10 protein-coding genes and 1 tRNA gene are annotated in these 13,689 nt (G+C 60.0%); 8 read left to right on the plus strand and 3 right to left on the minus strand.

Going from position 1 to position 13,689, the window contains the following annotated elements; all coding sequences use genetic code 11:
* Positions 1-3: 3 nt before the first annotated feature.
* Positions 4-1,686, minus strand: coding sequence for a zinc-dependent metalloprotease (locus CQR48_RS02685; RefSeq protein WP_101451919.1), 1,683 nt, complete (start codon positions 1,684-1,686; stop codon positions 4-6).
* Between the two features lie 238 nt (positions 1,687-1,924).
* Between CQR48_RS02685 and CQR48_RS02690 the strand changes: the two genes are divergently transcribed.
* Together CQR48_RS02690 and CQR48_RS02695 are read left to right on the plus strand one after the other, a co-directional pair.
* Positions 1,925-2,773, plus strand: coding sequence for a YlbL family protein (locus CQR48_RS02690; protein ID WP_101451920.1), 849 nt, complete (start codon positions 1,925-1,927; stop codon positions 2,771-2,773).
* A gap of 92 nt (positions 2,774-2,865) precedes the next feature.
* Positions 2,866-3,297, plus strand: a complete 432-nt coding sequence (locus CQR48_RS02695) for a DUF3052 domain-containing protein (protein ID WP_205827695.1) — start codon at positions 2,866-2,868, stop codon at positions 3,295-3,297.
* A gap of 304 nt (positions 3,298-3,601) precedes the next feature.
* Here the strand turns inward: CQR48_RS02695 and CQR48_RS02700 are convergent.
* A tRNA-Val gene (locus CQR48_RS02700) sits at positions 3,602-3,675 on the minus strand.
* Positions 3,676-3,865: 190 nt separating this feature from the next.
* On the opposite strand from CQR48_RS02700, the gene CQR48_RS02705 reads away from it, so the two are divergent.
* From CQR48_RS02705 to CQR48_RS02730, 6 genes are all read left to right on the plus strand, one after another.
* Entirely contained in the window at positions 3,866-5,686 is a 1,821-nt protein-coding gene (locus CQR48_RS02705; protein ID WP_101451921.1) for a DivIVA domain-containing protein, read from the plus strand.
* 311 nt (positions 5,687-5,997) lie between these two features.
* The gene (dxr, locus tag CQR48_RS02710; RefSeq protein WP_101451942.1) at positions 5,998-7,182 is read left to right on the plus strand and encodes a 1-deoxy-D-xylulose-5-phosphate reductoisomerase; all 1,185 of its coding nucleotides are present in this window, start codon (positions 5,998-6,000) and stop codon (positions 7,180-7,182) included.
* Positions 7,179-8,429 carry a flavodoxin-dependent (E)-4-hydroxy-3-methylbut-2-enyl-diphosphate synthase gene (ispG, locus tag CQR48_RS02715; RefSeq protein WP_015450073.1) on the plus strand — a complete coding sequence of 417 codons (1,251 nt, stop codon included), beginning with the start codon at positions 7,179-7,181 and terminating at the stop codon, positions 8,427-8,429. Before dxr ends, ispG begins: the two co-directional genes overlap by 4 nt.
* 328 nt (positions 8,430-8,757) lie before the next feature.
* Positions 8,758-10,515, plus strand: coding sequence for an alpha/beta hydrolase family protein (locus CQR48_RS02720; protein WP_101451922.1), 1,758 nt, complete (start codon positions 8,758-8,760; stop codon positions 10,513-10,515).
* 74 nt (positions 10,516-10,589) lie between these two features.
* On the plus strand, positions 10,590-11,312 hold the full coding sequence (recO, locus tag CQR48_RS02725) for a DNA repair protein RecO (RefSeq protein ID WP_101451923.1): 723 nt from the start codon (positions 10,590-10,592) through the stop codon (positions 11,310-11,312).
* 2 nt (positions 11,313-11,314) lie between these two features.
* On the plus strand, positions 11,315-12,106 hold the full coding sequence (locus CQR48_RS02730; protein ID WP_015450077.1) for an isoprenyl transferase: 792 nt from the start codon (positions 11,315-11,317) through the stop codon (positions 12,104-12,106).
* A gap of 220 nt (positions 12,107-12,326) precedes the next feature.
* Here the strand turns inward: CQR48_RS02730 and CQR48_RS02735 are convergent, their stop codons facing one another.
* Positions 12,327-13,523 carry a LacI family DNA-binding transcriptional regulator gene (locus CQR48_RS02735; RefSeq protein ID WP_101451924.1) on the minus strand — a complete coding sequence of 399 codons (1,197 nt, stop codon included), beginning with the start codon at positions 13,521-13,523 and terminating at the stop codon, positions 12,327-12,329.
* Between the last annotated feature and the right edge of the window lie 166 nt (positions 13,524-13,689).

A 13,689-nucleotide genomic window follows, 5' to 3' on the forward strand; every position in this document is an offset into this window, starting at 1 on the left:
GAATTAGTCGTCCTCGCCGGTGCCATTCCCATTGTCGGCGCCGCCTTGAGCGGTACCGCTTTGAGCATCACCGCCTTGAGCAGTGTTGCCCTCGCCGGCACCATCCACGTGATTGCCGCTGTCCTGGGCCGGATGCCCCGGATTCTGGCCATCCTCACCATTTGGGCTGTGCTGATTGTTCTGGGCGGATTCCGCGTCCGACCCCGCTTCGGATTGGTTCTGGCTGCGCGCGTCCTCATCCAACAGTTTGGACAGCTCCGCATCCCAATCGATTCCTGTGCTCTCAGCTCCTTGAGCACCCGTCTGTCCTGCAGCATCCGCATCAGCGCCGGAAGTCGCGGCACCCGACGTAACTTCGTCGCCGGCATGCTCGCCGGGCAGTTTCGGCAGCAGATCAGGGTGCGACCACTTCGCGTCACGGCGTTCCATACCGAAATCCGCGTCGATTCGCGCCCACAGATCGGCTGCTTCCCTGATGCGCTTGGGGCGCAACTGCAATCCCAGCAGCGATTCGAAAGTCCGTTGCGCCGGCCCGCCGACCGCGCGCTCGCGGCGCATCATTTCACGCAATTGATCCAAATGCGGCAGGTGTGCCATGCCGGCCTTCCATGTGACGCAATCGGTCCAGCCCTCCACGAGCGTCAGCAGCTCCTCGAGGCTTGCCAGAGCCTCACGCTGCTCCGGTGTATCGGGGATGGCCACGTTGGTGAGGTTCACCGCGCCGGAGAAGGAATCCGGGTTCATGATTTCCGCATCGCGCAGCTGCTCTTCCATCGCGTCCAAATCAATGCGCGTTCCGCGTGCGTACTTGCCGATCAGCGCCTCGAATCGAGGCATAAGCCAAGGAACCGAAGCGAACAGCCTGGCATGCGCTTCTTCCTGCAACGCGAGGAAAGCGAGCACCTCGCTTTGGTCGATATCAAGCGAACGCGCGTATTCAATGGCGTTTTGCGCGATCAACCCGCCCGCCGGATTATTGAGCAGCGGCACGCCCTGGTCGAAACTGCCGCGGACTTCATGCGACAAATCGCCGGCGGCGTGGCCCAATTGCATGGCGAATGACGTATTCGCCAGTAGCTTGACAATTTGTGACGGATTCTTGAGATTCTCTGGAATCGGCAGCGGAATCGGGCCTGCGTAAATACCGGCGATATCGCCGTCGAACGCGTCCCCGAGCCGTTCGGAAACCACCGATGCCAGGGCCTCGTTCATCGCGGATGCGACTGGCCCGGCGAATTTCGCCCATGAATCAAGCGTGCCGTTGACCCAGTCGGCGCGGGTGAGCACTTCGGTTTCGCCCGGAGCGGGGTCGAATTCGCAGGCACTGTCCAGCCACAGGTTCGCCTCGCTGGCGGCACGCCGTACGCTGGCGGCGTCTTGCGCGTTGACGGATTGCCATGATGATTCGTCGTTGGCGCGGTCGAGCGCGATGGTTGCCGCGAGCTTCACGTTGATTGGCCCGCGCTCGACGGTCTGCTGCATTTCGGCCAAAGAATTCAGCCCGCCTTCTGTGAAGGCTTTCATCATTGCCCGCACTTCATCAGGCTTCGGCAGCTTCTGTGGATCCTGCTGCGCCAGTTGGTCCCGGACCTCCTGCGGCAGTTGGGAAAGCTGCTGCCAAGCCATCTCTCCCTGGATCGGGCCAAAACAATCGATGAGCCACTGGTGTATCGCGTGTTCGTCCATGACCTGTCATCCTTCGGTTGAGAGTGGGCGCGTAAGTACCCCTAATGATACAGTCAGCCGCCTCATTGTTCGCTGATGGTGAGCGGATTGCGGCGAGAGCTGTGAAATGCCGCCATGCGGACGGTGATGGACAGCAATTCATGGTGGTCGGTGGAGGGGCCGGCGTTTGGCGATGGCAATTGCCTGCCATACCGCCCGCATATGGCCATGACGGCAGGTGACTGGCTAGTATGGCGGTATGAGTTTCACGCGCTCCATCCAAGCCGCCGCAGCGTTCCTGCGTCGCGCACGCAACGATTTCGACCGACGCAGCCTCGGCTATTATGCAGGCGCGTTCTGCGTTCTGCTGTGCGGGCTTGTCCTGCTCATGCCCAGTCCGTATGTGATTGAAACGCCTGGTCCTACACGCAACGTGCTCGGCACGTCGTCAGGTAAGCAGATCATCGCGATATCCGGCGCTCGCACACACAAGCAGTCGGGCAAACTACTCATGGTAACGGTCAACGCTTCCGGCGTGCCGGGGTATCCGGTACCCAATATCGCGACGCTTGTCATGTATTTCCGCCCCGACACGACCGTGCTACCGAGCGAGGCGGTGTTCACTCCCGGCCAGACCTCCGAGGAATACGATAAGGAAGCCAATAAGGAGATGTCCTCGTCGCAGAAAGCGGCCACCAAACAGGCGCTCGCGTATGCCAAGAAACTCGGTGTGGATGTTTCCGGCGTCAACGTTGATATGCATATTGACGATATCGGCGGTCCGTCCGCCGGCATGATGTATACGCTCGGTGTAATCAGCAAGCTGACAGCCCGCGATGAGACGGGCGGCAAGACGATCGCGGGGACGGGAACCATGGAAAGTAACGGCAAAGTCGGTGCTATTGGCGGGATCCGGCTGAAAATGCAGGGTGCCAAGCGTGACGGTGCCACGTGGTTCCTTGCTCCCGCGTCCAACTGTGACGAGGTCGTCGGCCATGTGCCGTCGGGGCTGCGCGATGTGAAGGTGTCGACGCTCGACGAGGCGTACAAGGCGCTTGTCGCCATCGGTAAAGGCAAGGGGAACAGCCTGCCGCATTGCACGGTGTGAGCTGCGATGTGCGGTGACATGGCAGGTGACTTGGCGGGTAAAGTGTCCAAAAACAGCCATAAGTAACCAATAAGTTCGCGTGTCTTGCTATATTGTGCAACGTGATTGAAACGGCATTTCAAAACGCTGAAGAATTCGGGTTCCGTTCCGGGGACATCGTGCAGGAATGGCTGTGGGATGATGACGTCGACGATTCGATCCGTGAGAAGATTGAACAGTTGACGGGTGAGGAACTCGTTGACGAGGATTATGATTCCGCGGTTGACGGGGTCATCATCTGGTGGCGTGACGGTGACGACGAGGACGAGCTCGCCGACACGATTGTCGATGCGTACGCGGTGCTTGGGGATGACGGCCCGATGTGGGTGCTGTGCCCGAAGCCAGGTCGTGAAGGCGCTCCGAATGCAAGCACGGTGCAATCCGCCGCGCAGACCGCGGGTATGAATGCCGCTACTCCGTTGACAGTCAGCAAGGACTGGAACGGCATTCAGCTGCGTGCCTTCGGCAAAGGTTCCTCCCACTGAACCCTAGCGAGCAACTGTGCCAGCGGCGTCTTAGTCATAGCTGGTTCGTACTCCTCTACAAACTGGTTACGCTGGCGGTGTCCTGAGCGTAGCTAGTTTGTGGAAGTGGCGGATGAGGCGTGGGTGTGTGCCCTGCTCTTGGAATTGCTTGTCAGCTGACCGTTCCCAGGCGCTTATTCATGCCTCTTCTCCTGCTTCTACCGACGCTGAGGGCGTTCTGACCGTCGGCAGAAGCTCTACCGACGCGGGGAGACGGAAATCCGCATATCGTGCAATCCCAATGTTTGCAATGGCTGCGGGAAAGTGGGCGATGAGGGGCTCGAACCCCCGACATCCACCGTGTAAAGGTGGCGCTCTAGCCAACTGAGCTAATCGCCCGCAAATCTCCACTCTACTGCATGACACGCCGCGAGCGCCGCATCCCGGCGTGTTCCCGTCCGGACGCACCGTTGGGAGCGTGCCGAAACAACGCGCTTTTCGGTATGGTTTATGGGTTTTCCCAGCAAAAGAGTCTAAACAATCACGTACAGTTGAGCCTAGGAATATACGTCTAGGAGGTCGGTAGTCAATGGCTAAGAAACCTGAAACCGAACAGGGTGCGTCAGGTATTGCGCTCGTAGGCAAGCGCAAGTGGGGCTATGACGTGCCCCAGGTCGACGAGTTTCTTGAGCGTGCGCACAAGCTGTATGACAGTGAAGGCATGCAGCTGACGCAGAAGGACATTCAGAACGTGTCTTTCGAGATGCGCAAGGGCGGTTACGCAATCGCCCAGGTTGACGCTGCATTGGCAAGACTTGAGCGTGCGGTCGTGGACAAGCAGACGACATGGGAGATCACACAGCACGGCCGAGTGGCGTGGAAAGCCCAGACCGAAGATCTGTATCGTCAAATCGCCGGACATGCGCAGCGTCCGCAGCGTAAGCGTTTCGCCGCAGGCGAGGGCAAGCAACCGTCCTATGACCGCAAGCAGGTGGACCGTTTGGTCGACCAGGTGGTCGACAAGGCAGCCGCGGAACTCGGCATCGACGGGGCTGATCAGGACCAGTCCAAGAAAGACATCGATCTGAACGCCCAGCGTGTCGCCAACGTGATTTTCACCCAGCGCCGCGGCAAGCACGGATATGACGAACGGCAAGTCGATTATTACATCAATGCTTGTGTCCAGTTGCTCAGCCGCATCGAATCCTATGCCCGCGTCGCGGATTATGTGGGAAGCCCGGAAGAGCAGTCTGCTCAGCCGCACGCCAATGGTGGGGTCAAACCGTTGTTCGCCCAGCAGGAGGAAGCAGCGTTGCCGCAGTTCGCTCCTGGATCGGGAGCCGCCGCATACGCTGCTGCTGCGACCCCGCAGTCGTTTGACGCGCTGCATGAGGCTGAACAGGCGATTTTCGTTCCGAGTCAGTCTGATCAGCCGGCTTTCGGCGCGGGAACGCCGGCGGCATCGACTTCCCCGGTGTCTGCGGGAACCCCACAGCATACTTCTGCAGACTCTGCCAACAGTGTGTTTTCTGGCGCTGGGGCGGATTATCTGCCTGCGTTCGGTGTACCGTCGTCCGGCAATGCCGGGGTAGGGCAGCCCACGGCTGCGCAGCAGCTCGATGCTTCGTTGTTCGGAGCTGCCCAAAGCCCTGTTTCCCAAGCCGCCGCATCTGCCAATGCCCAAGGTAGCCCGTCATTGGCGGCACTGGCCAGTAGCAACCAGTCGACGATTTTCCCGAACATGGGTTCCCAGGTCACGCCGGTTCAGGCCGACACGCCTGCGTCTGCTGGTACTGATTCACCCGTTTCTGTGCCGCCGTCGTTCCAGCCGTCGCCGCTGTTCAACGGCCAGTCGGTTCCGCCTGTCGCCGACTTCAATCAGCCCGCTGCCAATCAGTCCTCTGATTTGTTCGCTGCAGCGGCTGCCGGTCCCGCTCCTGCCGCACTGTCTGCGTCTGCTCCGGCCTCGATATTCCCTGCCGGCAATGACTCTGTTTCCGGCAATGGTTCCGTAGACGCGTCCGTTTTCGGCGCGGCGGCATCTGCTGGAGCTCCGTCGGACGCCCCGGCGCATGATTTCTCAGCGGGAATCCAATCGCAGCCGGTATCGATGCCGAGCGCGTTCTCTGCCGCTTCCGTGCAGACGCCGGCAACACCGGTAACACCGATGACGCCAGCAACACCGGCGACACCGGCATCCGCCGCTGCACCGTCGGCATCATCATTCGGCGCACCGAACGCGGACGCCCAAGCTGCCACGGCCGCCGCACCTTCTGTGAATCTGTTCCCGGATGCCAGCGACGACGATTCCCACAGCAACACGTCTGCGTCCGGCTACGGTTTTGACATTCCCGATTTGTCGTTCCCGTCCTTGGGTGACGACCATCAGCAGGGGCGTGACAAGGACTAAAGCTATCGCCTGGCCGCACCTGCGTCGGCATCATTGCGGTTTTCCGGTTCGATTGGGTATGGCTTGCTATGGTTGCCGGTGCATGGCATGGCAATCAGGCGCACATGCAATCAGGCATACCAACCTCGGTGGTACAAACCTGACGCTGTTGGCGAGCTGCGCAACCGACCGAAATCCTTGATTGATTGCCGCCCGAGTGTATCATGTGAACCAGTAGGGGGAGTTGTGCGCTCCCAGAGGTGAATACCGACCGGTTGGCGCTGAACACGGAGCTTCAGGCCGGTCACGAGGAGTAGGAAGCATCCACTGTGATCAGACAATCCACTGTCATCGTGCTCGGGTCAACAGGATCGATCGGCACGCAGGGACTTGACGTCATCGCCCGCCATCCGGACCGCTTCACGGTTACCGGACTTGCAGCGGGCGGCAGCCATGTTGACCTGTTGGCGCAGCAGGCTGCCAAATTCCATGTCCCGCAGGTCGCGATAGCGGACGAATCCAAGGTCGGGGCGTTGCGTGAGACACTCGATCAGGCGGGAGCTTCAAATACCGCCATCCACGCCGGTCATCAGGCGATTGTTGCGCTTGCCGGGTGCGGAGCCGATACGGTGCTCAACGGGATCACCGGATCCATCGGCCTTGAACCGTCCATCGCCGCGCTGCAAGCGGGATCGCAGCTGGCGTTGGCCAACAAGGAGTCCGTGGTCGCTGGCGGTCATCTCCTGTTCAGCGCCCAGGTCCGCGACCAGCAGATCAATCCGGTCGATTCCGAACATTCCGCGATTTGGCAGTCCCTGCGATCCGGGCGCCATAGCGAAGTCTCGAAGCTCATCGTCACCGCTTCAGGCGGTCCGTTCCGCGGTCTGCACCGCGATGAGATGACCGCCATCACCCCCAGCCAAGCGTTAAACCATCCCACGTGGCACATGGGCCCTGTGGTCACGATCAATTCATCCACCCTGATGAACAAAGGGCTGGAGGTCATCGAGGCGAGCCGTTTGTTCAATATTCCGCCGGAGCGGATTGAAGTGACGGTACACCCCCAGTCGATTGTGCATTCGATGGTCGAATTCCGCGATGGCGCGACTATTTGCCAGGCTTCGCCGCCGGACATGCGGCTGCCGATTGCGCTCGGCCTGTCCGCGCCTGAACGACTCGGTGATATCGCCGCCGCGTGTGATTGGACGAAAGCTGCGCAATGGACATTCGAACCATTGGACAATGAAGCGTTCCCCGCGGTGAATCTTGCCCGGCAGTGCCTTGCCGCCTCCGAGAAACATACCGCGGTGCTGAACGCGGCGAATGAGCAGGCTGTTCATGCGTTCCTCGACGGCCGGCTGCCGTATCTGGGCATTGTGGACACGGTCAAGGCGGTGATCGACCAGATGGATGCGGAGCTTCGCGGCGATCCGCTGTTCGCATCCGTGGAGGAAATGGGGCAAGTTGAGCATGAAGCGCGCCAACGTGCCGATGTTTTGATAAACAAGCAGGTGTGAAGGAAAGCATCAGCATTCAAGACGATGAATTGACCGCAAGCGGCGAGACGGGGTTCCGCAAGACAGGCGCCCCTGATATTAGCGAAAGCCCGTTGCATCCGAGGCGCAAGTCCCGCCGCATCATGGTCGGTCCGGTGCCCGTCGGCGGCGGCGCTCCGATTTCCGTGCAGTCGATGACCAACACCCCGACGGTGGACGTGAACGCCACGCTGCGCCAGATCGGTGAGCTCGCGCAGGCGGGTTGCGACATCGTCCGCGTCGCCGTGCCCAGTCAGGATGATGCGGACGCGCTGCCCGCCATCGTCGCGAAATCCCCGCTTCCGGTGATTGCCGACATCCATTTCCAAAGCAAGTATGTTTTCCAGGCGATTGACGCCGGGTGTGCCGCGGTACGTGTCAACCCGGGCAATATCCGCAAGTTCGACGAGGTCGGGCCTTCGATTTGCAAGGCGGCCACGGATGCGGGCATTTCACTGCGTATCGGTGTGAACGCCGGCTCGCTTGATAAGGAGCTGTATGCGAAATACGGCGGGCCGACCCCTGAGGCCCTCGTCGCTTCGGCGTTGAAGGAAGCCCGCATGTTCGAGGACGTTGGCTTCCACGATTTCAAGATTTCCGTCAAACACCATGATCCGGTCACCATGGTCCAGACGTACCGTCTGCTCGCCAGCAAGGGCGATTGGCCGCTGCATCTGGGCGTGACCGAGGCTGGGCCTGCGTGGCAGGGCACTATCAAGTCGTGCCTTGCGTTCGGTGCGTTGCTCGCTGAAGGCATCGGGGACACGATTCGCGTGTCCCTGTCCGCGCCCCCGGTCGAGGAAGTCAAGGTTGGCTGCAAGATTCTTGAGTATCTTGGTCTTCGCCAACGGCATTTCGACATCATCTCCTGCCCGAGCTGCGGGCGCGCGCAGGTCGATGTGATTGAGCTCGCCAAGCAGGTGACGGAAGGGCTGAAAGATATCAAGGCGCCGATTCGTGTCGCGGTTATGGGCTGCATCGTCAATGGCCCAGGGGAGGCGCGCGAGGCTGATTTGGGCGTGGCCTCCGGCAATGGCAAGGGTCAGATTTTCATCAAAGGCAAGGTCATCGAGACCGTACCGGAAGACCAGATTGTTCCCACGCTGCTCGAGCATGCGCGCGAGATCGCTGGACGGATGGAGAGCGAAAGTGCAGCAAGCGGCACGCCCGTCGCGAAAAGTGGCCCGGTTGTCGTCCCGATTACCGGTGGGACCCACCCTAACGCGTAAGAGAATGGAGCGTCCCGGTCGCATACCCAACACACCGTCGGCCCCCCCACCTTCTGCCGACGGTGAGAGTGTTGTGAGCGTCGGTGGAGGGTTCTGCCGACACTGAGTGTGCTGTGAGTGTCGGTAGGAGGTTTTGCCGACACTGAGGCAGTGCTGAGCGTCGGCAGAAGCTGAGGGGGAGTGCGGGATTGTCGATTTAGGTGATCCCGGTCTGGTTCTTGCGACCGGCTGAACGGCCATGGTCCTCGTTAGAATAGTCGATGTGTCGAATCAGGAAGAACGCCAGAGCAGCCCCGAAACCGGCCAAGAAGCCGTCCAGCGCTCCGATATGCATGCCGCCGAACCGACTGCTCGCCAGACCGGCACACTACCCGCTGACACGCTACCCACCGATACAACCGCCGAGCGCGCCCGCCAGCCCAAGCAGGAGCCCGTCGCATGGTCCCGCGGGCATCGTCTCGCCGTCAGCGTTCCCATTTTCATCATTCTTCTCGGCATTCTCGTAGGCGTTTCCCATATCACCGCCGTCAGCGCGAACATCCAGCCGACTGGGCAAACCATGTCCATGCTCACCGGCGACACATCAGTCACGTTCAACAACACCACAGGCCATGCCTTGCCGTCGGTCGGCACCTACAAGGTCACTCAGCGCTATATCACCATCGATGCGAAACGCCCATCCACGGGCGAAATCCAGCATATACGCGTCCTGATCCGAGAGCCGAAAGGCGCCGGGTCGAACCGTCCAGGTGTCGTGTTCATGCACGGCGCCGGGTACGGAACCTGCGACAACTCGTTCGGCGATGTCGCCTATTCGTTGTCATCGGCCGGTTTCGTGACCGCGGTCATCGACAAACCGATATGGTCAACGACAGACATCACCAGGGACTATCCGGCCTCCGCGAAAATCTACGATCAGACAATCAACTATCTGCGATCGCTGAAACAAGTCAATGCCGCCAAAGTCGGCATTTATGCGACATCCGAAAGCACATGGATCAGCTCGTACCTGTTGCGGCTGGATCCGAAGATCGCGTTCCAGGTGCTGCTCAGCCCGATGGTGTTCTCCCCGCGACAGTCGCTCGGCTTCCTCGCTTCACAAGATTTCACTCTGGTCGGTGCGCATAGCGGATACCAGTCAATCGTGCGCCGTGTGTTCGATATGGACGGCACCCTGTTCGGTTTGAAGAATTTCGATCTCGACATCGAACAGCCTGCCGCCTATTCCATCCCCACTTTCGTCGCGTACGGTTCGAAGGACGTGATGACCGCTCAGGTCGAAGGGGCGCGGGAGATTCTCGATTTGGCGCACCGATCGGGCAATTGGGATGTGACCATTCGCAGCTATCCGGTGGCGAATCATGTGCTGCGATTAGGCAACGAGGCAGATTCGGGCACCGGATTCGCTGACGATTACGTCAACGATATGGTCTCGTGGGCGGTCGGAACCGCCGCCGGGCTTGACCAGACCAGCGAGCGGGCGGCCGGTTCGATGCTGTACCAGTCAATCGCGGTGCCGAAAGACCTGCACGCTGACCGCGGACTGACCATCTACGGGGCATGGATTCACATCGCGATGCTGATCACCTTGCTGCTTACACTGATCATTGCTCTGGCGGCGTTGGTGCGTAAAATCGTGTTCATGATCCGCCGCAAAGGCCCGGCACTTGGCTTCAAATACGGGTTCGGCGGGGCGCTGCTGAGCCTGACGATCACTACGCTGGCCACATTCCTCCTGTTCTGCGGCGGCTTGGGCCAAGTGGTGATGGGTATTGTGCAACTCGCGTGGGGCGGCGCTCCGGCGGAGAATCCGGGCATGATGTTTTGGAGCTGGCCGGTCATCCAAGTGGTGTGCACCTTGGTCGTGTGGGCGTGGTCCCGGGTGTTCACGCGGCTTATCGAAGTCATGCAAACCCGCGGTCTTGCCCAGTTCCCGCCCCGCAAGGGCGCAATCGGTGATGTCGTCAGCGGTCGTGAGCCGGTGCTCGCCTCGACGCGTTTCGCGCGCGTGTTGTTCTGGGTGACGGCGTTCGCCATGTTCCATGTGCTGCTGTTCTTCGCGTTCTGGGGCCTGTTCATCTACTGAGATGTCACAGATCGCTGATTATCGCCCGAGCTGGTGGGCGCGCGCCGCTTGCCGCACGCTGAAAGGTCGCCAAGATGCCGTTGTATCGTGACGAGGGCGTGGTGTTGCGCACTATCAAACTCGGCGAGGCGGACCGCATCGTCACCATCCTCACGCGTAATCACGGCAAGATTCGGGCGGTAGCCAAGGGTGTCCGTCGCGTGAAATCAAGATTCGGCGGCAGACTCGAACCGTTCATGCGCGACGATTTGCTGATCGCTGAAGGCCGTTCGCTTGATGTCGTTTCGCAAGCGGCTTCTATTTCAGCGTATGCGGCCGGCATTGTCGGCGATTTCGAGGCGTATGCTGCGGCGTGTGAGATAGTCGAGACCGCGGACCGCCTGATTTCCACGGAAAATGAGCCTTCGCCCGCCCAGTATCTGCTGCTGGCGGGGGCGTTGAACGCATTGTCCCGTCATGCGCACCCGTGCGCGGCCATCGGTGACTCGTATGTGCTGCGTGCGTTGTCACATGCGGGCTGGACACCGCGGCTTGACGCGTGCGTCGTGTGCGGTGAACGTGACAATCTGGATTTCTTCTCCGTTCCTGCGGGCGGCGTGATGTGCGTGAAAGACCATGTCCCCGGCTCGCATCGGATTACGCTCGACACCCGCGAACAGCTCCAGGCCTTGGTTGAAGGCGATTGGGCGATTCTCGACATGGCCGAAGAGCGTGCCGACACGCACAAACTTGTCGAGGAATGGGGCGAATACTACATGGAACGCCCGATTCGTTCGCTGCGCTTGTTAGATTCATAACTATGGCTTTCGAACATGTGGATTACAAGTCGCTGGATGTGCCGGCGGCTCCGTTCTCAGACCCGTCAATCATCCCGGATTTCCCGAAGGATAAAGTGCCGCGTCACGTGGGCGTGATTATGGACGGCAACGGTCGCTGGGCCAAACAGCGCGGATTGATCCGCACCGATGGTCATCAGGCCGCCGAACCGGTGGTATTTGACACCATCGCTGCTGCAATCGAATGCGGGGTGCGGTATCTGAGCCTGTACACGTTCTCCACGGAGAATTGGAAGCGCTCGCCGCAGGAAGTGCGGTTCCTCATGGGCTTCTCCCGTGACATCATCCACCGCCGCGTCGCCCAGATGGACGAGTGGGGCGTGCGTGTGCGTTGGGCCGGCCGTCGTCCGCGGCTGTGGAAGTCGGTGATTGACGAACTCGAAATGGCTATGGAACGCACGAAGAACAACAAGGTCATCGACGTGGTGTTCTGCATCAACTATGGCGGGCGTGCAGAAATAGCTGATGCGTGCGCGGATATCGCGCGTGAGGTGCGCGCCGGCAAAATCAAGGGTGATCGCGTCACCGAGAAGATGATCGCCGAGCACCTGTACAACCCGGATATTCCGGATTGCGATTTGGTGATCCGAACGTCGGGCGAACAGCGCACCTCGAATTTTTTGGCGTGGCAGGCGGCTTACGCGGAATACGATTTTGTGCCGGAACTGTTCCCGGACTATGGGCGTGAAGCGTTCTGGCGGTCAATCGATCACTACATTCACCGTGATCGTCGGTTCGGTGGAGTGAAGAAGTAAAGCCTGATCCGTCTGGTTGGTCTGTTCGGTGCCGGCGTCTGTTTTGACCTGTGCCATGATCATCAACCGTGTGCCGATGCCGGGTGACCTATGTCTGCTTCTGCCGACGCTCAGGGTGTCGTAAGTGTCGGCAGAAGCTTCTATCGACGTTGAAGGTGTCGTGAGCGTGGGTACTTGTTTCTATCGACGCTGGGGGCGTCGTGAGCGTCGGCAGAAGCTGTTATCGACGCTGAGCAGCCTGTGGGTGTCGGCGGAGGCCTTCATCGACGCTGGGGGCGTCGTGAGCGTCGGCAGAAGCAGATGAGCTCGGATTCGCGTCGCTCCCAGCAGTCTGCGCCGGTTCGGAATCGTCGTGCGTGCGCGGGCCGCCGACGATGGATTCTTTTTCGACGATTGCACAATGAATGCGCGCAGGACCGTCAGTATCCAACGGCGGCATGGACGCGGCATTGTATGATGGCGTGACACGTTCCTGCTCAATCGGGTCGGCGCCTTCAATCATGGAGATGACTTTGCACGCTCCCCAGAATCCCATCTCGTAATGAGGTAATTCCACGCTGGTCAATGCCGGCACGGTGGTGTCGCAGATAACCTCATGATTGTCCACACCGATGACTGACAGATCCTTGCCGATAGTCAGCCCATGCTGAAACGCATAATCATACACATAGACCGCACGGGCGTCGTTGAATGTGAACACGCCATCCGGATGCGTGTCATCGAGCAGCTTGTATACGGCTTCGAGCGCGGGACGCCCGTGGGATACCCGGTTCGTCAGACGTTTCTCGAACGGCAATCCCGAGTCCCGGAGCGCTTGACGGTACCCTTTGAGCCGTCCGACTTGGGCGATGGCAGGCTCATCGCAGCCGATGTATGCAATGCGATGGCACCCGGCGTCAATGAGGCGCATGGTGGCGTCATACCCGATGGCGAATTCGTCCGGCTCAATCCGCGGGTGGATGAAGGTGCGTTCCTCGGCGTTGACCACGACAACCTGCTGGCCGTGGAGTGTCCTCGGCACGTTGATGTGCTGGTTGGCGAATTTGGCATACACGTAACCGTCCACGCCCCAGCTGAGCATACGGGCGATGTCGTCGCTGATATCGCGTTTGTCGTCGGCATTGATGATGAACATCATGTACCCAAGTTGGCGTGCGGCATCTTCCATGCCATGGATGATTTCGCCGGCGTACGGGGTGGTGGCGACTTGGTCACTGATACAAGCGATGGTGTGCGTCCGGCCGCTGCGCAGCGAACTCGCCATGGCGTTGGGATGATATCCGAGTTTGTCGGCGACTTTCCAGACGCGTGCCGCAATTTTGGGGTTGACGCGGCCTTTGTCTCGGTGGTTGATGACCAGCGAGACTGTGGAAGTTGATACGCGCGCCATTGCCGCAATATCTCTCATCGTGACCATATCTTCATTGTACGCAGGATTAACTGTTCAGGTGAGCAACAACCGCGGAATATCAGAAATCGCTGGGGAAATAATGGGCGAGATAGGGGCAGATGGGGAGATAAGGGAAATAGGAGAACATGGCGGATTGGCCAGGAGAGGGAATGACAATGCTCGCCGCAGTGCG

This window comes from Bifidobacterium thermophilum (genome assembly GCF_002846655.1).
Taxonomy (GTDB): domain Bacteria; phylum Actinomycetota; class Actinomycetes; order Actinomycetales; family Bifidobacteriaceae; genus Bifidobacterium; species Bifidobacterium thermophilum.

Excerpts from the sequence above, each read along its gene's own strand:
- CQR48_RS02685 (WP_101451919.1), bottom strand. The coding sequence starts at position 1,686 with ATGGACGAACACGCGATACACCAGTGGCTCATCGATTGTTTTGGCCCG.
- CQR48_RS02735 (WP_101451924.1), bottom strand. The coding sequence starts at position 13,523 with ATGGTCACGATGAGAGATATTGCGGCAATGGCGCGCGTATCAACTTCC.
- CQR48_RS02730 (WP_015450077.1), top strand. The coding sequence starts at position 11,315 with ATGGCTTTCGAACATGTGGATTACAAGTCGCTGGATGTGCCGGCGGCT.
- CQR48_RS02705 (WP_101451921.1), top strand. The coding sequence starts at position 3,866 with ATGGCTAAGAAACCTGAAACCGAACAGGGTGCGTCAGGTATTGCGCTC.
- recO (WP_101451923.1), top strand. The coding sequence starts at position 10,590 with ATGCCGTTGTATCGTGACGAGGGCGTGGTGTTGCGCACTATCAAACTC.
- CQR48_RS02690 (WP_101451920.1), top strand. The coding sequence starts at position 1,925 with ATGAGTTTCACGCGCTCCATCCAAGCCGCCGCAGCGTTCCTGCGTCGC.
- CQR48_RS02720 (WP_101451922.1), top strand. The coding sequence starts at position 8,758 with ATGCATGCCGCCGAACCGACTGCTCGCCAGACCGGCACACTACCCGCT.